The organism is Vibrio intestinalis, from assembly GCF_025195085.2.
In the GTDB taxonomy this organism is placed as follows: Bacteria; Pseudomonadota; Gammaproteobacteria; order Enterobacterales; family Vibrionaceae; genus Vibrio; species Vibrio intestinalis.
In genome coordinates this window covers 401,619-418,683 of sequence record NZ_JANAVY020000001.1, presented here as the reverse complement: position 1 = coordinate 418,683, position 17,065 = coordinate 401,619, and the positions used below count along the sequence as shown (strand labels likewise).

The following is a 17,065-nucleotide window of genomic DNA, read 5'->3' as shown; positions in this document are numbered from 1 at the left end:
TTAATCCTTTTTATTGTCCGTTGCAGCGTTTGAGTGCACATCCAACGCCCAATCAATGGCGTTCGCCAGCAGTGTTGCACCGTAGGTGGTCATGATTGACTCTGGGTGGAACTGAAAACCGCAGACTTTATCTTGCTCTTGTACTACCGACATTACCAGACCATCGACTTCCGCTGTGACGGTTAGGCTTTTCGGCACTTCTGTTGCCACTAAAGAGTGGTAACGCGCAATCGCCAGCGGTGAAGGTAAACCTTGGTATGTGGCATGATTTTGGTGAGCCATCATGGACACTTTGCCATGCACAATCTCACCAGCGCCTTCAACTTTACCGCCATAGGCTTCAACGATGGCTTGGTGACCAAGACAAATCCCAATCATTGGCACTTTGCCTTTTAGACGCTGAATCAGCTCTGGCATATTGCCCGCTTCTGATGGTGCGCCCGGGCCGGGAGAGAGCAGTATCACTGGGTTATCCAGTTTGCTGACTGCTTGCTCAATCACTTGTGCGGCAATGTGGTTTCTATAAATCGTTACCTGATGGCCTAGCGAGCGAAATTGATCCACAAGGTTGTAAGTAAACGAGTCGAAGTTATCGATAAAAATAATGTTCGCCATGGGTTAACTCCTTGTGCGTCGATGCTTGATGCGCTGATTGAATGGCTGAGATCACCGCTTGCGCTTTACCGCGCGTTTCATCCGCTTCCGCTTGAGGGTCAGAGTCGAAAACAACCCCAGCACCCGCTTGAACTTGAGCAATGCCGTTTTCAACATAAGCTGAGCGAATCACGATACAGGTATCTAACGTGCCTTCGCCGGTAAGGTAGCCTACAGCGCCGCCATAACTGCCACGACGTGCTTGCTCTACATCGCGAATAAGCTGCATCGCGCGGATTTTAGGCGCGCCAGTTAATGTGCCCATGTTCATGCACGCTTGGTAAGCGTGCAGCGCATCTAGATCTTCACGAAGTTGACCAACCACACGTGATACTAGGTGCATCACGTGGCTGTAGCGGTCAACTTTTAAAAGGTCTGCAACGTGGCGAGTGCCCGCTTGCGAGATACGCGCAACATCGTTACGCGCTAAATCCACCAGCATCATGTGCTCGGCGTTTTCTTTTACATCGCTGCGCAGTTCAAGCTCAATGCGGCTATCTAAATCGAAATCAATGCGGCCATCTTGGTGTTTTCCACGGCGACGCGTACCAGCGATTGGGTAAATCTCGACTTGGTTGGTGTGTGTTTCGTATTTCAGCGCACTTTCAGGAGAAGCGCCAAACAAAGTAAATAGCTCATCCTGCATGTAGAACATGTAAGGGCTTGGGTTGCTCTGTTTTAGTGCTTTATATGCCGCCAGAGGAGAAGGGCATGGCAGCGTAAATCGACGTGATGGTACAACTTGGAATACGTCGCCTTTCACCACGTATTGTTTTAGGTCACGCACGATCTGACAGAAATCTTGGTCAGCAATGCTTGGCACCGCGGTCACGTCGCTCAGCTTTTGTGGCTCTGGTAAGGCTTTTGGTTGCTGACATGCAAGGTCAATCTCTTGTAGGCGCTGCTTTAATGGCTCAACGTCCGAGTTTTCCGTAAAGCGCGTCGCTTGCAATGAGCAAGATTGCGCTTGGTGATCAACCACAAGCAATGTCTCTGCAACGTAAAACACGTAGTCAGGGCACTGGTTCGTTGCTTGTGCGTCACCCAATGGTTCAAAGTTTGCCACTAAATCGTAAGCAAATAAGCCACCTAAAAATAGGGCGTGTTTAGATTGACTAGTTAAATCGAAACTGTGTTGAATAAGGCGCAGCGCATCAAATGAAGAGGCTTCACGTAGGCGCGAGTCTTCATCTAACGTGTCGCAGGGCGTGCTGAATTCAAGGGTCAATTCGCCTTGTTTGTATTGGCTGGAAACCGATTCCGCCACGTTAGCTTGAATATGCTCCAATAAGTGCTGACCGTTGTCGGTTAGCGCTGTCATTGTCACGGTATGACCAAAACAAACGATACGCACTGCTGAGTCGACAATTAAAAGGCTTTGCAGATTTTGTTTTGAATCGATTTCAGCCGATTCAAGTAATAAGCTGTCGGTTTTGTTTTCACACAAGGTGTGGAATAAATGCGTTGGATCCTGAGAGTAGGGAACCTCAGTTTGAATAACGTCTACACTTCCTAGCTTTCGAATTTCAATGGCCTTGTTCACAAGACCTCCTTTTCGTTATCGTTTTAATCATTCTTCCTTATCTACATACTCGCACAAAGCAAACGTTACCCCAATCTAGAATTTGTTCGTTTTGCTGAATCTTTCGCCAGTCAGTTTAAGTATGTTTGTCGGAAGCAAAATAATGGAATCAAAAAAGCCCGCTATCTGAGCGGGCTTTGGCAATCTTTCTAACACCTAAGTGTTGTTAAAAGTACACGTTAGCCCACCAAGAACTTGTCCAAGTGCGCCACCAAACTAGGTCTGAGTTCTGCTGTTTAGAGCAGTTCAGATCAAGTTTCACATTTTGCTGTTGGTTAAATTCTTGTAACATAGCGCGTCTACCGAATTAGGTGAATTTAATACGTTGTATTTGCGTACTAGTTAACTAGTATTTTGTTGTGCTGTCAAGCCCCAAAATATCTCAATATCGTGATTGTTCGAATAGACTCTAACTATTAGACCTTTGTCACCCAAATTAGAATTTACAAATGAGAATTGATTTACACAGTCATACCACAGCTTCAGATGGCCGACTTTCCCCGCCAGAATTGATTGAGCGTGCATTGAGTTTTGAACTTGATGTACTGGCGATCACTGATCACGATACTGTTGAAGGCCTTGCGGAAGCCAAACAGTATGTGGCAGATAATAATTACGATCTGACCATCATCAATGGCATTGAAATTTCTACCGTGTGGCAAAACAAAGATATTCATATTGTTGGTTTGAATCTCGACCCTGATAACGCGGAGCTGCAAGCTCTTATAGAGCAGCAAAAGAGCTATCGCAGTGAGCGAGCGGCTTTAATTGCTCATCGTCTACAAAAAGCGACCCGAGAAGGGGTATTGGAAGAAGTTCAGCAAATCGCTGGTGATGCGCCAATTACGCGCGCGCACTTTGCTAAATGGTTAGTAGATAATGGTTACGCCAAAACCATGCAGCAGGTATTTAAGAAGTTTTTAACCCGTAATAATCCGGGTTATGTGCCGCCGCAATGGTGCTCGATGGCGGAAGCTGTGGCTGCGATTCATGCCGCTGGTGGCCAAGCAGTATTAGCACACCCTGGGCGCTATGATTTAACGGCAAAGTGGATTAAGCGATTGATCGCGGCCTTTGTTGAAGCCGGTGGTGATGCGATGGAAGTTGCGCAACCTCAACAAGCGCAACAAGAAAGACGCAACCTTGCAGATTATGCTATACAATACAAACTATTAGCCTCTCAAGGCAGCGACTTCCATTATCCATCCCCTTGGATGGAGTTGGGGCGCAATCTCTGGTTGCCTAAAGGTGTGGAACCAGTCTGGAAAGATTGGGGTATTGAGCCTTTAGCAACTGAGGCTGATATTGATCAGCAAGAGTAATATCGAAAACCCAGTGGCAAAGTCTTTAAAGTGTGACTGGGTATTATAACTATAGAGCCGCGAGGCTCGATAATGAGGAATTACCATGAGCCAGTTTTTTTACGTTCATCCTGAGAACCCACAGGCTCGCTTGATTAATCAAGCTGTAGCAATCATTCGCAATGGCGGGGTAGTGGTCTACCCAACTGACTCTGGCTACGCATTAGGTTGCCAGCTAGAAAACAAACAAGCATTAGAACGAATTTGTCAGATCCGCCGTCTAAACGAGAAACATAACTTTACTTTGCTTTGCCGTGATTTATCTGAAATCTCGTTGTATGCACGTGTGGATAACACGGCATTTCGTCTTCTGAAAAACAATACGCCAGGGCCATACACCTTTATCTTTAAAGGGACTAAAGAAGTGCCGCGTCGCTTGATGAACTCAAAACGTAAGACGATTGGTATTCGCGTTCCTGATAACCGTATTGCGCTGGATTTACTTGAAGCACTGGGCGAGCCATTAATGTCAACGTCGCTTATTCTACCGGGTAACGACATCACGGAATCTGATCCAGAAGATATTCGTGACAAGTTAGAACACGCAGTAGACGTGATTTTGAACGGTGGTTACTTAGGTGAACAGCCAACTACAGTGGTTGATTTTAGTGATGATGAGCCTGTGATTGCTCGTATTGGTTCTGGCGATCCAGCGCCATTCGAATAGTCAGCTATTGTTTGCTAAATTTGATGCTTTCATCACAGTATTTTGCTATATTGTGCGGCCGCGAATTTGAGTCGCGTATTTCATTCGACGTCTGCGAAGACGACACATAGGTAAATTGATGAACGAAAAACTTCAGAAAGTATTAGCCCGAGCTGGTCATGGCTCTCGACGCGAATTAGAAGCGTTGATTAAAGCGGGCCGTGTAAGTGTTAACGGTATCGTTGCAAAGCTGGGTGAACGACTAGAAGACGATAATGCTATCGTTCGTATCGATGGTCACACTGTTTCTGTTAAAGCGCAGGAAGAAGTGATTTGTCGTGTGCTTGCTTATTACAAGCCAGAGGGTGAACTGTGTACTCGCCACGATCCTGAAGGTCGTCGTACTGTGTTTGACCGTCTACCAAAAATCCGCGGTTCTCGTTGGATCTCGGTAGGTCGTTTGGACGCAAACACATCAGGTCTACTTCTGTTCACTACTGATGGTGAACTAGCAAACCGTCTAATGCACCCAAGCCGCCAAGTTGAGCGTGAATACCTAGTTCGCGTATTTGGTGACGTGACTGAACAAAAAGTGAAGAACTTAGTTCGTGGCGTAGAGCTTGAAGATGGCACTGCTCGTTTTGAAGATGTTGTTTACGCAGGCGGTGAGGGTATGAACCACACTTTCTACGTAGCGATCAACGAAGGCCGTAACCGTGAGGTTCGTCGTCTATGGGAATCGCAAGAGACAACAGTAAGCCGTCTGAAACGTGTACGTTACGGTGACATCTACCTAGATAAGAAACTGCCTCGTGGTGGATGGATGGAGCTGACTCTGAAAGAAGTAAACTACCTACGTGAATTGGTAGAGCTTCGTCCAGAGCGCCAAACTATGCTTGACGAAAGCAAAGAGAACACATCTCGCAAACGTGAACGTTCTCGTAGCCAGAAGATTCGTCGCGCAGTTAAGCGTCACGAAGAGCGTGTAAATGCACCCAAAGGTCGCAGCAACAACCCAGCTCGTCGTAAGCCCGCTAAATCGTCGGCAGGTAAGCCAGGTGCACGTAGCAAGCATCGTTAATTGATGATTCAATATTTAAAAAGCAGCCAGATGGCTGCTTTTTTCTTGTCTGCAATTTCGTCAATCATTACAAAACTAAACGAACCAAATCAAAACTCTAAGCCTCTCGCTTTTAGTTCTTGCTCCGCTTGATGCGCATGCGCAAATTGAATTGCATCAATGCCAACTGCTTTTGCCCCTTCGACGTTGTGTGGCATATCATCTAAGAAAATACACTCTTCAGCCACTAGCCGGTTGCTTTGCAGTAAGTGCAGGTAGATTTCTGCTTGGGGTTTCAGCATATCCACATCCGCCGAGATAGTAGCACCATCAAACAAAGGCCAGAAATCGTATTGCTGCTTTAGGTAATCGACCAGTTCGGTCACGTTATCTGTTAGAGAATAGACGCCATACCCTGCGTGCTTTAAGCGCTCAATCAACTGTTGAGAACCATATAGCGGCGTAAGGGTTTGTCTTACGTTGTAGAACAGCTTTTCAGCCTCAAGCTCGCTGAAATGAAGTTGCTCTTGATACGCCTGCTTGGCTTGTTGTTCCGTTAATCGGCCTTTGTTCAAATCCATCCAGATAGAATGCTGGAATACTTCACGAGCTTTACTTTGCGCGTCGATATTGTCACCAAAGGTTAGGCGGATGATTTCTAGCGGTGACCAACGTACTACCACGTTGCCAATATCGAAGATCACGTTTTTGATTGTTGTTGCGGCCATAGCGACGTTCCTTAAATCTTATGGATAAAGAGGGCGATTGATATTGTTCAGCATAGCGAGATTATTGGTCAAAATGTCCGATAAATGTCATTCAGAATCAAACAGTGTGACGTCGGTAATCACTTGGTTTTCATCAAGCTTTACGCAGATTTGAGAATAGTAGAGACAACCTTCTTTGATGAATGGTTCAAAGTCATCAACATCTCGTGGGATTCGTTTTATAACGCTCTTGGCATCTTTGCCAATTAGGTCGTGTTTCGCCAACACAATGGCTTGCCTTAACGATTGACTGGTCGTTTCGTAACTTGCTTGCTGATAGGTTTGAGTCACACCTATATCGATGGCCTTGATAAACCAAGTCCCTAACCAAAATAGGTTGGATAACACCAGTAATGCGATGAGAAAGATGATCTTCTTCATTACTTCTTCCTTGTGGGTGAGTCCAATATCAATGTCGCGAATGAACTCGGATATCGCCATTCAGTAAGTTGAATGGCGATACATGTTGGTACTCAATGCAGTCCGTTAAGAGTTTTCTTTTATCTGAGCTAAACACTCTTCGATTTTTTCTAGGCCATATTCTTTATGCGCTTCTGCATCTAGATTGATGGCGTGTTCGAAGTTGGTAATAGCGAGTCGCAATGTGTCTAATGCTTGCGGGATATCACAAATGATGAAGTTGTACTCCGCATCACCCATTAGGTAAATGCCTTTCATCATGTAGGCGCTAGAGCTAGGGTCAATTGCTATCACTCTATCCATTAAAGCTACGCCATGGTCGGCGTTCTCACCATTGTAGGTAAGGACTTCTGCATATTTGTACATAGCATCAACGTAGTTCGGTTCTAGCTCAAGTGCAGTATAGAGAAGTGACTCCGCTTCTTCATCGTCGATATCAAGAGAGAAGTAGATACAAGCTTTATGGTATTTTGCGCGCGCATTTTGAGGCTCAAGTTCGATGATTTTATCTAAGTCTTCAAGTGATTGGCGGTAGTTTTGCGCATGGTCATCGAAAAGACATTCATCGTTAGCGATGTAGTCACCAGCAAGCCACAGCGCGCGTTCATAAAGAGCAGGGATACTGGTAGGGTCAACCGCTAAGGTTGCGTTTAGTTGTTCTAATCTTTGTTCAATCATTATGGTTACTCTGACATTGCTTCCCACGTACAGTTGCCATTTTGGTTCACTGAGTGAGAGTTTTTAGATAAGTTGAAAACTTGTTTACTACCACTAGGCCGGTAAGAGAAATTAAATACCACAGCGCCTTGGCTATGGTATTGGTAGCTGCCGTTGATTTGGCCATCAACAATTTCAAGCCAAGTATGTTTAAACTCCCATGGTCTATCGGGAATTTCAGTGACCACTTCGCTGCCCTTAAATACTAACGGGATATATTGCTGAGAGGTGTGATAGCGAAGTTGACCACCCACCCAGCCGATGTCTGGATCTTGATAGGTTTTGAACTCAACTTTTAACTTCTCATCTGGTGCCATGAAACAGCGGGTATCAATACTGAGTTGCTTCGCGTTAGCTTGGGTGATACCGAAGAGTAGCGTGGCTATAGTGAGTATCTGGATTCGTTTCATGGCTTAGACCCTATTCCCAAGGATTATAGCGAGCAGTAACATCCCCCAGCCTAAGAAAAACAAGGCTTTGTATATAAAGTTATAAACGTATTCGTTGTCTCTAGTGTCGTAGTGGTCGACGATCGCCGTAAATACCAGTAAAGAAAAACAGCCCATCGCTGTCACGAATGGCGTGATCGCACTACCCACGATATCAGTACCACCGCGTTTGCCCGGTAAGTGAAAATACCCAGTTTGCCACGCGTAAAAACCCATACCGCCCAGTGCTAAAGCAAAGATAAACATGCCAAATCTCATATTGCGTGAGATGCGGTTCGGAACGTAGGGTTTATCTTTCTTGATAAACTCGTATTCGCCATGACGCTTGCTGATAAATGATTTTTTCACCAGTAGTTTTAGGATTAGTGTTTCTTCTTGTTCGGTGTAATAGCCGGTATTGAGTTTGGCGAACAACTGACGTCCGAGCTTAGGCGTAATGTCTTGCTTACCCTCGAACAGCACTTGGCGCTGTTGAACATAGAAATAGATCTTACTGAACATTCTAGAGCCCCTGCATTGCTTTAGGCACAGGGTACGCATGGCCGTCATATTTTAAGGTGATTTGCTGTTTGTCTGTATTGGTGACGACGTCACTGCATTCATCACCAGTCAGTAGCGTTTGCCACTTAGTGGTTGTGGTTTTAACCAATAAATTCGCATAGCCTTGATTGCTCTGCTTTTGGATGATGATAATTCGCTTATCTTCGCCCGATTTACCTTCGCAATGGGTATCCCACTCGCCAGCAAATTTCTGTACTTGCATATTGTCTAATACTTTATTGATCCGTCCGCGTTTGTAGGTGTACAGCGACATGCTCGTGTTATGGAAAGGATAAACACTGGAGCTGCCACTACGGTACTCTTTAATACCAAAAGCAACAGTATCATTGGCTAACTTGTAGTAGGCGGTGTCGATTTCGATTCCTGTTACATAGATAGCGTCAGAGAACAGCGCATCGTCTTCTGTGTGAACGCTTAAAATGGTATTTGTTTCCGTCGAGACCATCAACACGATGAGATCGGATGTTTCTGCTTCACGCGATTCCTCAAAAGTAGACGGGTGGTCGGCTTTTAAGGCAAGAATTGCCAGCTTAGGGTTGGCAGGCCATACCTTGCATTCTATTGAAGCTAACGAGCGGTTTAACTCATCGTTCAGCTTAGGGTTGCGATTCTCATCAGGCGAATAGTTTGGGTAGAGCTGTTTGATGATTTTGCTGCTTTTATTGGCGCAAAAATCTTCGCTAGCTTGAGAAGCGGTTGCGACAAACAATAAACAGCACATTAGGCCAGTTAAGTATTTCATGATTCGGCAGTCCCGCGTTCTTGTTTTATGTCTTGTAAGATTTTTTTAAACGCAGAGTTAGGTACAGCATGTTTGACATAAAAGCCAAGTGAGCTTTGGTAGCCAGATAATATGTACACTTGGTCTTTGGTCAAATAGCTTGTTTCTGAAATGCAGACATAACCATGTAACGTTGGTTCTAGATAGTCGTTTTCTATGACGAATTCACACTCACGCGAAGCATGGTTTTCACGCGGCATGACGATTTGCACATTGGCGTATTGCTTCCCAAGTAGGCGAGCGTGTAATCCTGGCACACTGTAGGCAAAGCAAATGTGCAAGGTATAGCCAATTAAAAATACTCGAAATACAAATTCGATCGCTTGGAATATCTTGCGTTTAGACATCATCTTGCTCGCGACACCTTTACGGAACAAGGCCAAAATCACAATGGTCAAAATGACGGCTAAGGTTTTAGCGACTTTGCTCACCATCTCAGTGGGAACAAATTCGATGAAAAAGCCGTACATACCAAGGGGCAAAGCAAGGATGGCAGCCCAAGCTAACGTTTTATTCATTGGTGTTTGGTTCGGCTGAAAAGTAACGTTTTGGTTCATATTTATTTTGGCTCTGGTAGCACTGGCGGTGTGCTGTCTGCGTAGGTCAAAAAATTCTCCCACAAAATATGGGTGCGCTGCTTGGTCAATTGGATACGGCAGTTCAGCCATTTTGCGTTTCGGATCGTTCCTTCACGCCACATGGTATAAATAGAATCGCAGTGAGATTGGCGGTAAGCATCCCATTTTTCATGGGCCACTTTCATTTCTTCTACAAGGGTTGGGTCAAAGCTGTTTCGTTCTAGGCTTTTTTGCCAGTAATGTTCAAGCTGCTGATTGGCTTGTTCAGCCTCTAGTCCCATACAGTAGTTAAAATCAAGGCTAGTAACGGGGTTGCTGCAATCGACCTCTTGCTCTGCCAAGCAAGAAAACGCCATAAATGCGCTGGCGAAAAGAAGTAAATATTTCATAGTAAGGTGGTTTAGATTCCGATAAATGTCCGAACTGATTACTGTCGGGGGTGCTTTAACTGCTTATTAGTACGGTTGTTCTGTAAATTTGATGGCAAATACCGTATTCGCACTGTATTTGCTCGTTTGTTGGGTGGTTAGAGCATTTATGCGTGCGGAATAAACCGAAACAACAATTGATCATAATGATGCATATCTTAGCAGGGTTAATGCTTAATAACTTTGGTACAAGTCATTCTTTTAACTAAGAAAAATTAATTTTTGGCGATTTGTTAATCGATTTAGACTTAAAAAGCAGAATATTCACACGGTTAGGCGTGTACGGCATCGAAAGCGGTAGAGTATTGCTCTCCAATCAATGGTTTCGCTGGTTGTTTTTACGTACAAGGTTGGAATGTTGCATTTTATGGTAACTTTATAAAAAACAGCTCGTTACTTGCCTCAAAATATTAACGAATTATTGATCGTATGCTGAATTTTTGAGCGGATTAAATTGCTGCTAACAAAGAGATATTGTACGGTATTGATATTAGTTTTGTAGACAGGATGTTTGCGTATGCAATGTTGTATAAAGCAGCTTTGGCAACGAGAAAGAATCTCACTTTTTTTTATTTCTCTTCTTTCTATTTTCGTTTGTTTAGGCTTTTCTCCTCGCACACAGGCCGATTTCAATGGGTTACCACCTTCATTACAGGGGGAGCTAACGGAGTCGCAAGTCAAAAATATCGCTATTGAACTTAAGTACTTGGATGAAGTCTTGACCTCATCTGTGCTCAGTTATGCCTTTTCTGGCGATGAAAAATGGTTAGACCGTTATTACGATTATGAGCCAAAGCTTACAGCTCTGATCAACGCGTTACTGGGTAGTCAAACAGACAGCGATAGGGAAATCGTTAGTGATCTCGAAGCGGCGAACTTTTTGTTAGTCGAGTGGGAAATGCGAGCTTTAGATTACGCAAAAGCGGGTGATCGTAAAGCCGCCATGGATCTCATCAACAGCGATGACTATCACCACTACAAAAATCAATACATGGGTTTGTTGCTTAATTTGGCTAACCGAATTGAGCAGCGCGCGAAGAAACAGCGCGAAGAAAGCGAGCTAAAGTTAACTCAAGCAGAAAAGCAGTGGATCAGTGAAAATACCATTAAGGTCGGTGTCGAAAATTGGCCACCAATGCTTTATCGCCTTGATGATCACCAAGTGGGGGGGGTAGCGGGCGAGATTGTTAACCAAATCATGCACAAAACCGGCCTGAATGTTGAGCTTGTTGACGGTGAGTGGAGCGATTTGCTTGCTATGTTTGAACGTGGTGAGCTAGATGTATTGCCGCACGCCTATCAAAGTGAAGCACGCAAAGAATTTGGCGATTTTTCTACGCCGTACTTTCTTGTGAGAGAGCTGTTTTTTGTTAAGCAGGATGCGCCGTATCGTTTGGCCTCTGATCTGTCCCAAGCGACTATCGCCATTTCAGAGGGTTACACCACCATCGAAAAGGTTCGAACGCTCTACCCAGATATTAAGGTGATTGAAACGCCGGGGATCGACCAAGCGATTAAAGCCGTGCTTGATGGCAAGGCCGATGCGGTATTAGATGCTGAAACGGTGATTTTGAACTGGTTGGCGACTAATCAAGAGTCGCGTTTACGCTCAATAAATGAAGATGTTGTATCACCTTCCACATTGCATTTATGGTCTTCGAATCAGCATCCAGAACTGCAACCCATTCTACAAAAAGGCTTAGATTCGCTGGAGCTGCGCGATCTGATTCTCACCAAGAACGACTGGTATCAGCCAGCACAGGCGATTGAACTTAATCAAGACAACCAAAGCTTACTTGAATCGCTGCGTTATGTGGTTGCAGCGGTTATCGTTCTGTTCTTAATTTTAGGTTTTATTACCCTTAAGGTTTTCCAAGCCAGTGATAAAGAACTGGCCAACAAGTTCTCAAGCAAAAGCTTTAAGCACTCTGTGATTTCTGTTCAGGTCATCTTATGTATTGCTTTGCTTACCACAGCCCTAATGGTCACGCGTTACGCTGAGAGGCAGAGTATTAGTGCTATCAACTATAGCTTGAGCACCTTATTGACTTCTACGCACAAACGTATGACAGGTTGGGTAGAGCTAGAGCTAGATAGCCTCGGTCAGTTAGGCCGTAATCCCCAGTTGGTGGAGATGGTCGAAGAGCTGTTAGAGATCACGCCTACACCAAGTGCATTGATCTCTGCGCCGATTCAAGATGATATCCGCGCCTTCATTAATGAGCGTACCGGCATTGCTGGGTCATTTGGCTATTTCATTATTTCGCCAGAAAAAATCAGCTTATCTTCTCGTCGGGATGCCAACATTGGTGGCATTAACCTGATTCAACTTAACCGCCCAGATTTAATGGAAGAGGTGTTGAGCGGACGTGGCGTGTTCATTCCGCCAATTCGCTCTGATGTCGCGTTAGAAAACCACGATGGCAAATCTAATCCTCCAACCATGTTCTTTGCTGTGCCTATTTATAACTCAGCGAACCAAGTGATTGCGGTGTTAACCAAGCGGGTCAACTTTGAAGGCGTATTTTCTACTGTACTGTCGGCGGGCTTTATTGGCCGAAGCGGTGAAACTTACGCGATTGATCGCACAGGTTTGCTGCTATCGAATGTGCGATTTGAAGATCAGTTGCGTGAAATTGGTTTATTGGATGAGGGCGTGAGTTCATCGCTACATTTACGCGTTGCTAACCCAGGCGTTAATTTGACTGAAACGCCAATGGACGCAGATGCTTCTTGGCCTCTAACCGAAATGGCGCAAAGCATCTCAGACCGTGAGGCAGGAGTTAACCTTAAGGGATATAACGACTATCGGGGCATTCCGGTTGTCGGCAGTTGGGTGTGGGATGAAGTGCTCAATGTCGGCATCGCAGCTGAAATGGATGTGGATGAAGCCTACGCGCTGCTGAAAACATTCAAAATTACTGTTTGGTCTATTCTGGCAGTAGCGCTCACCTTAATGCTCAGCACCAGTATTTTCACCTTGCGTATCGGTACTCGTGCAACCCGTGCACTGGCGCGCGCTCAGGCAGATTTGGAAGTGCTCGTTGATCAACGCACCGCTGAGCTACAAGTCAATGCGCAGCGCACACGAACCATTATCGATAACGCTTCTGACGGCATCATAGTGGTTAACTCTGACGGGACAATTTTGGAGTTTAGCCCCGCAGCGGAGCAAATCTTTGGCTATCAGGCCGAGCAAGTGATCAGCGAGAAAACCAATATCAGCACTCTGATGGATAGGCCGTTCCAACAAGTCTATTTAGAAGCGGCAGAGCAGGGCGATGTCAGCAACTTACTGTTTGAATTCACGGGTTATAAGCCAGATGGCAGTGAGATTGATATTGAGGTGGCGATCAGTGATGCGTTTATCGATGGCGAACTGTCGTTTACCGGTATCGTTCGTGATGCGACAGAGCGTAAAGAAGCTGAGCGCGAATTGATGCTAGCTAAGAAAAAAGCGGAAGAGGCAACCAAGGCGAAGAGCGACTTCCTTGCTAACATGAGCCATGAAATTCGCACACCAATGAATGCGATCATCGGTATGAGTTACTTGGCGATGCAAACCGACTTAGATCGTAAGCAGCGCGATTACGTCAACAAAATTCAAACGTCGGCAGAATCGCTGTTGGGCATTATTAATGACATTCTCGATTTCTCTAAAATTGAGGCAGGTAAGCTGGATTTAGAGGCGACGGAGTTTGAGTTAGATGATGCGGTAGAGCAGCTGGTGCAAGTCGTCGCTCAGAAGGGCCAAGAAAAAAGCATCGAATTACTGACCGATATTGACCCGAACATGCCAAATAACCTAATTGGCGACCCGCTGCGTTTAGGGCAAATCTTGCTTAACTTAACCAACAACGCGATCAAGTTTACCGACTCAGGTGAGATCATTGTGCGCGCTGAAATGCTCAGTAACAACGGCAATACCATTAAGACGCGATTCTCGGTTAAGGATACCGGTATTGGTATGACACAGGAGCAGATCTCGCGCCTATTCCAATCGTTTAGTCAGGCTGATGCTTCGACAACCCGTAAATATGGTGGCACAGGTTTAGGTTTAACCATCTGTAAAACCTTAACTGAAATGATGAACGGAGACATTTGGGTCGAAAGCGTGGCAGGGGAAGGCAGTACCTTCTTCTTTACCGCTGAGTTTGATATTTCAGAGCATGAAGTGCAAAGCCGAATTGAGTCAGCGAAAAAAGTAGAGAACTTATCGGTACTGATCGTTGATGACAGCGTTGCGGCGCGTGAAATCCTGTTCAGCATCTGTGAAAGCTTACGGTTCAAACCTGATGTCGCTTCTTCAGGGGCAGAAGCGTTAGAAAAACTGGTATTGGCGGAGAAAGAACAGAATCCATTTAGCTTGGTATTAGCCGATTGGAAGATGCCAAACATGGACGGCATTGAGCTAGGTAAAGCGATTGTCGCTCATCAAGAGATCACAGAGAAGCCACACTTTGTGATGGTGACGGCGTATGACCGTGATGACATGCTTAAGCTGGCAAAAGAGACCAAAGTCGATGGCTCGATGACCAAGCCAATCAGCGCTTCAACTTTGCTTGATACCGTGTTGAAAGTGGTCTGCAAGCGCGCAATCAGTAACAAGAGTCGCGCTTCAGATAACCTTGACGTGTCGGTGACACAGGGCATTGCTGGCGCGAAAGTACTGCTTGTCGAAGATAACGAGATTAACCAGCAAATTGCCATCGAACTACTGACACTTGCTGGCTTAGATGTGGATACGGCAGATAACGGCCAACAAGCCGTCGATAAAGTAGATCAACATGAATACGACTTGGTATTGATGGATATTCAAATGCCAGTGATGGATGGTTATCAAGCAACGCGTGCGATTCGTCAAAAACCTCAGTTTGCAGAGCTGCCTATTATCGCGATGACTGCCAACGCCATGTCGGGTGACAAAGAGAAATGTCTGGAAGCAGGCATGAACGATCACCTTTCGAAACCAATCAATCCAAACCAAGTATTCAAAACCCTAGCCGAATGGATTGAACCAACCGGCCAATCAGTGGAAGCCGCTGAATCCGTTGAACAAGAGTCGATTGAGATCGAAGGGTTTGATACTCAAGCGGCATTGGCGCGTATGGCCGGAAACGTGAAGGCGTATAAAAAGACTCTCGCCCGTGTGGTTGAGTCAGAGTCGAATGTGATTGAGCGACTGAATATCGCCCTGCAAGGGGAAGATATCGGTAAAGCGGTCATTATCGCTCACACGCTGAAAGGCATCGCGGGCAACATCGGTGCTAATGATCTTATTGAGCCGTCTGAGCGCATCGAGCATGCCTTGGTGGAACAGCAAGAACAGCAAGAACAGCAGCGCTGTGAAGTAACTCCTGAACTTGAATCCCAAATCGCTGAGCTAGAAGAGCGAGTAACCACTATGTTAGGGGCTATAGAGTCGGCCTTAGCTCAAGCGACTTCATCCGAGCAGCCTTCACAAGCCGATAGCAAACGCTTTGCTGAGTTGGCGCAAACCTTACAACGTCAGATTGATGACTTTGATAGCTCGGCAAGCGATACCTTTGATGAGATGGTGACTTGTATGCCAACCAAAGTGCAAGCAGAGCAAATTAATGCCATTCAAGATGCGCTCTCGATGTTTGATTTTGACCAAGCAACTCCATTGATTGAAGCGCTTATCGCTGAGAATAATGCTGATTTGGATGCGGCAAGTGAAGGCTCAAATCAGGCCAGTATTGCTGAGCATATTGAAAAAATGGAACAGATGATTGAGATGTTTGATTCATCCATCGTCGAGTACTTAGATGACTTGCTGGAATCGGATATAGACAGCTGGACACGCGGTGAACTAGAGCAACTTAAGCTGCCAATTGAACAATATGAATTTGAACAGGCAGCAGAGCAGTTAGCTAAGATTAAAGCTGCGGCGACCACGTTTATCAATTAAGTAAATTTATGGAAGAAGCTATGAGCACAGGAAAAAAAGCGACCATTTTGGCTGTCGACGATACAGTCACCAATATCGAAGTCGTTAAAGGCGTTCTGTCAGGCGACTATTTAGTGCAAGCTGCGGTGAGCGGGGAAATGGCACTAAAAATCATCGGTAAACGTAAACCCGATTTAATCTTGCTGGACGTTATGATGCCGGAAATGGATGGTTATGAGGTTTGCCGCCGACTTAAGGACTCTGAAGACACGTGTGATATTCCGGTCATATTCTTAACCGCGAAATCGCAAGAAGATGATGAAACAAAAGGGTTATCACTGGGCGCGGTGGATTACATCACTAAGCCTATTAGCCCACCAATCCTTAAAGAACGCGTCAAAAATCACTTAGCCTTAAAATCGGCTCGCGATCAATTGGCGCGTCAGAACGAAGTGCTGGAAGAAAAGGTGGTTGAGCGTACTCAGCAACTCAATGACTTACAAGATGTGGCCATGGTTGCTATGGGCGCTTTGGCTGAATCTCGAGACCCTGAAACTGGCAACCACATTCGACGTACCCAGAAATACGTCAAAGTGCTTGCGCAGGCGCTATCTCAAACACCGAAATACCGAGAATATCTACAGCCGGATATTATTACTGCCTTATACAAATCAGCGCCTTTGCATGACATTGGCAAAGTTGGCATCGTCGACAGCATTTTGCTTAAACCGGGCAAATTGACCGATGAAGAATTTACCGAAATGAAAAAGCACGCGGCTTACGGTAAAGACGCAATAGAAGCGGCAGAAGGCTCGTTAGGTATTGCAGATAACTTCTTAACTTTTGCCAAAGAAATCGCTTATTCACATCATGAAAAATGGGATGGTTCGGGCTACCCTGAAGGTATTAGCGGCGAGCAAATTCCAGTTTCTGCACGTTTAATGGCCATTGCCGACGTGTATGACGCGCTAATCTCTGCGCGCGTTTATAAGCCGGCCTTCTCCCATGAGAAAGCGGTCGAGATCATCACAGAAGGTAAAGGAAGTCACTTTGATCCGATAATGGTAGAAGCATTCGAAGAAATCGCTGACCAGTTCAATCAGATCGCTCAACAATATAAAGACGAACACCCTCACTAACGGAAGCGTGG

At 45.4% G+C, this 17,065-nt stretch carries 16 protein-coding genes and 1 other annotated feature; of the genes, 5 read left to right on the top strand and 11 right to left on the bottom strand.

Annotated elements, in window-relative coordinates:
- The 3 genes from MU515_RS01800 to trpL2 form a co-directional block, all read right to left on the bottom strand.
- The gene (locus tag MU515_RS01800) at positions 1-615 is read right to left on the bottom strand and encodes an aminodeoxychorismate/anthranilate synthase component II (protein WP_260258659.1); all 615 of its coding nucleotides are present in this window, start codon (positions 613-615) and stop codon (positions 1-3) included.
- Positions 590-2,197 (bottom strand): anthranilate synthase component 1, encoded by a 1,608-nt coding sequence (locus MU515_RS01795; protein ID WP_260258658.1) that lies wholly within the window; start codon positions 2,195-2,197, stop codon positions 590-592. Before MU515_RS01795 ends, MU515_RS01800 begins: the two co-directional genes overlap by 26 nt.
- A gap of 148 nt (positions 2,198-2,345) precedes the next feature.
- Positions 2,346-2,456, bottom strand: a sequence feature (Trp leader region).
- Complete coding sequence (gene trpL2 / locus MU515_RS01790) at positions 2,403-2,528, bottom strand: tryptophan operon leader peptide (protein WP_260258657.1); 126 nt, start codon at positions 2,526-2,528, stop codon at positions 2,403-2,405. (Overlaps the previous feature by 54 nt.)
- A 157-nt stretch (positions 2,529-2,685) precedes the next feature.
- On the opposite strand from trpL2, the gene rnm reads away from it, so the two are divergent.
- The 3 genes from rnm to rluB all read left to right on the top strand — a co-directional run bounded on the left by rnm (position 2,686) and on the right by rluB (position 5,324).
- Positions 2,686-3,558 (top strand): RNase RNM, encoded by an 873-nt coding sequence (gene rnm / locus MU515_RS01785; protein WP_260258655.1) that lies wholly within the window; start codon positions 2,686-2,688, stop codon positions 3,556-3,558.
- 85 nt (positions 3,559-3,643) lie between these two features.
- Positions 3,644-4,264: an L-threonylcarbamoyladenylate synthase gene (locus MU515_RS01780; RefSeq protein WP_260258654.1), complete on the top strand. Its 621-nt coding sequence runs from the start codon at positions 3,644-3,646 to the stop codon at positions 4,262-4,264.
- 118 nt (positions 4,265-4,382) lie between these two features.
- Entirely contained in the window at positions 4,383-5,324 is a 942-nt protein-coding gene (rluB, locus tag MU515_RS01775; protein WP_260258653.1) for a 23S rRNA pseudouridine(2605) synthase RluB, read from the top strand.
- Positions 5,325-5,413: 89 nt separating this feature from the next.
- Here rluB and MU515_RS01770 read toward each other — a convergent pair whose 3' ends face one another.
- The 8 genes from MU515_RS01770 to MU515_RS01735 form a co-directional block, all read right to left on the bottom strand.
- Positions 5,414-6,031, bottom strand: coding sequence for an HAD family hydrolase (locus MU515_RS01770; protein WP_260258652.1), 618 nt, complete (start codon positions 6,029-6,031; stop codon positions 5,414-5,416).
- 87 nt (positions 6,032-6,118) lie between these two features.
- Positions 6,119-6,451: a hypothetical protein gene (locus MU515_RS01765; protein WP_260258651.1), complete on the bottom strand. Its 333-nt coding sequence runs from the start codon at positions 6,449-6,451 to the stop codon at positions 6,119-6,121.
- A gap of 105 nt (positions 6,452-6,556) precedes the next feature.
- Positions 6,557-7,168, bottom strand: coding sequence for a tetratricopeptide repeat protein (locus tag MU515_RS01760; RefSeq protein ID WP_260258650.1), 612 nt, complete (start codon positions 7,166-7,168; stop codon positions 6,557-6,559).
- Positions 7,169-7,173: 5 nt separating this feature from the next.
- Positions 7,174-7,617, bottom strand: coding sequence for a hypothetical protein (locus MU515_RS01755; RefSeq protein ID WP_260258649.1), 444 nt, complete (start codon positions 7,615-7,617; stop codon positions 7,174-7,176).
- A 3-nt stretch (positions 7,618-7,620) separates the two neighbouring features.
- Positions 7,621-8,157, bottom strand: coding sequence for a hypothetical protein (locus MU515_RS01750; RefSeq protein WP_260258648.1), 537 nt, complete (start codon positions 8,155-8,157; stop codon positions 7,621-7,623).
- A gap of 1 nt (position 8,158) precedes the next feature.
- Entirely contained in the window at positions 8,159-8,959 is an 801-nt protein-coding gene (locus MU515_RS01745) for a PA3715 family protein (RefSeq protein ID WP_260258647.1), read from the bottom strand.
- Positions 8,956-9,516, bottom strand: a complete 561-nt coding sequence (locus MU515_RS01740; RefSeq protein ID WP_260258646.1) for a hypothetical protein — start codon at positions 9,514-9,516, stop codon at positions 8,956-8,958. The genes MU515_RS01745 and MU515_RS01740 overlap by 4 nt, the downstream gene beginning before the upstream one ends.
- A 41-nt stretch (positions 9,517-9,557) precedes the next feature.
- On the bottom strand, positions 9,558-9,965 hold the full coding sequence (locus MU515_RS01735; RefSeq protein WP_260258645.1) for a lysozyme inhibitor LprI family protein: 408 nt from the start codon (positions 9,963-9,965) through the stop codon (positions 9,558-9,560).
- 556 nt (positions 9,966-10,521) lie between these two features.
- On the opposite strand from MU515_RS01735, the gene MU515_RS01730 reads away from it, so the two are divergent.
- Both MU515_RS01730 and MU515_RS01725 read left to right on the top strand, forming a co-directional pair.
- The gene (locus MU515_RS01730) at positions 10,522-15,936 is read left to right on the top strand and encodes a response regulator (RefSeq protein WP_260258644.1); all 5,415 of its coding nucleotides are present in this window, start codon (positions 10,522-10,524) and stop codon (positions 15,934-15,936) included.
- Positions 15,937-15,956: 20 nt separating this feature from the next.
- Positions 15,957-17,054, top strand: a complete 1,098-nt coding sequence (locus MU515_RS01725) for a response regulator (protein WP_260258643.1) — start codon at positions 15,957-15,959, stop codon at positions 17,052-17,054.
- The last annotated feature ends 11 nt before the right edge of the window (positions 17,055-17,065 follow it).

What these genes read in the sequence shown, in the direction of transcription:
- MU515_RS01725 (WP_260258643.1), top strand. Translation starts at nt 15,957, where the DNA reads ATGAGCACAGGAAAAAAAGCGACCATTTTGGCTGTCGACGATACAGTC.
- MU515_RS01760 (WP_260258650.1), bottom strand. Translation starts at nt 7,168, where the DNA reads ATGATTGAACAAAGATTAGAACAACTAAACGCAACCTTAGCGGTTGAC.
- rnm (WP_260258655.1), top strand. Translation starts at nt 2,686, where the DNA reads ATGAGAATTGATTTACACAGTCATACCACAGCTTCAGATGGCCGACTT.
- MU515_RS01780 (WP_260258654.1), top strand. Translation starts at nt 3,644, where the DNA reads ATGAGCCAGTTTTTTTACGTTCATCCTGAGAACCCACAGGCTCGCTTG.
- MU515_RS01770 (WP_260258652.1), bottom strand. Translation starts at nt 6,031, where the DNA reads ATGGCCGCAACAACAATCAAAAACGTGATCTTCGATATTGGCAACGTG.
- MU515_RS01730 (WP_260258644.1), top strand. Translation starts at nt 10,522, where the DNA reads ATGCAATGTTGTATAAAGCAGCTTTGGCAACGAGAAAGAATCTCACTT.
- MU515_RS01755 (WP_260258649.1), bottom strand. Translation starts at nt 7,617, where the DNA reads ATGAAACGAATCCAGATACTCACTATAGCCACGCTACTCTTCGGTATC.
- MU515_RS01750 (WP_260258648.1), bottom strand. Translation starts at nt 8,157, where the DNA reads ATGTTCAGTAAGATCTATTTCTATGTTCAACAGCGCCAAGTGCTGTTC.
- MU515_RS01740 (WP_260258646.1), bottom strand. Translation starts at nt 9,516, where the DNA reads ATGAATAAAACGTTAGCTTGGGCTGCCATCCTTGCTTTGCCCCTTGGT.
- MU515_RS01735 (WP_260258645.1), bottom strand. Translation starts at nt 9,965, where the DNA reads ATGAAATATTTACTTCTTTTCGCCAGCGCATTTATGGCGTTTTCTTGC.
- MU515_RS01800 (WP_260258659.1), bottom strand. Translation starts at nt 615, where the DNA reads ATGGCGAACATTATTTTTATCGATAACTTCGACTCGTTTACTTACAAC.
- rluB (WP_260258653.1), top strand. Translation starts at nt 4,383, where the DNA reads ATGAACGAAAAACTTCAGAAAGTATTAGCCCGAGCTGGTCATGGCTCT.
- trpL2 (WP_260258657.1), bottom strand. Translation starts at nt 2,528, where the DNA reads ATGTTACAAGAATTTAACCAACAGCAAAATGTGAAACTTGATCTGAAC.
- MU515_RS01765 (WP_260258651.1), bottom strand. Translation starts at nt 6,451, where the DNA reads ATGAAGAAGATCATCTTTCTCATCGCATTACTGGTGTTATCCAACCTA.
- MU515_RS01745 (WP_260258647.1), bottom strand. Translation starts at nt 8,959, where the DNA reads ATGAAATACTTAACTGGCCTAATGTGCTGTTTATTGTTTGTCGCAACC.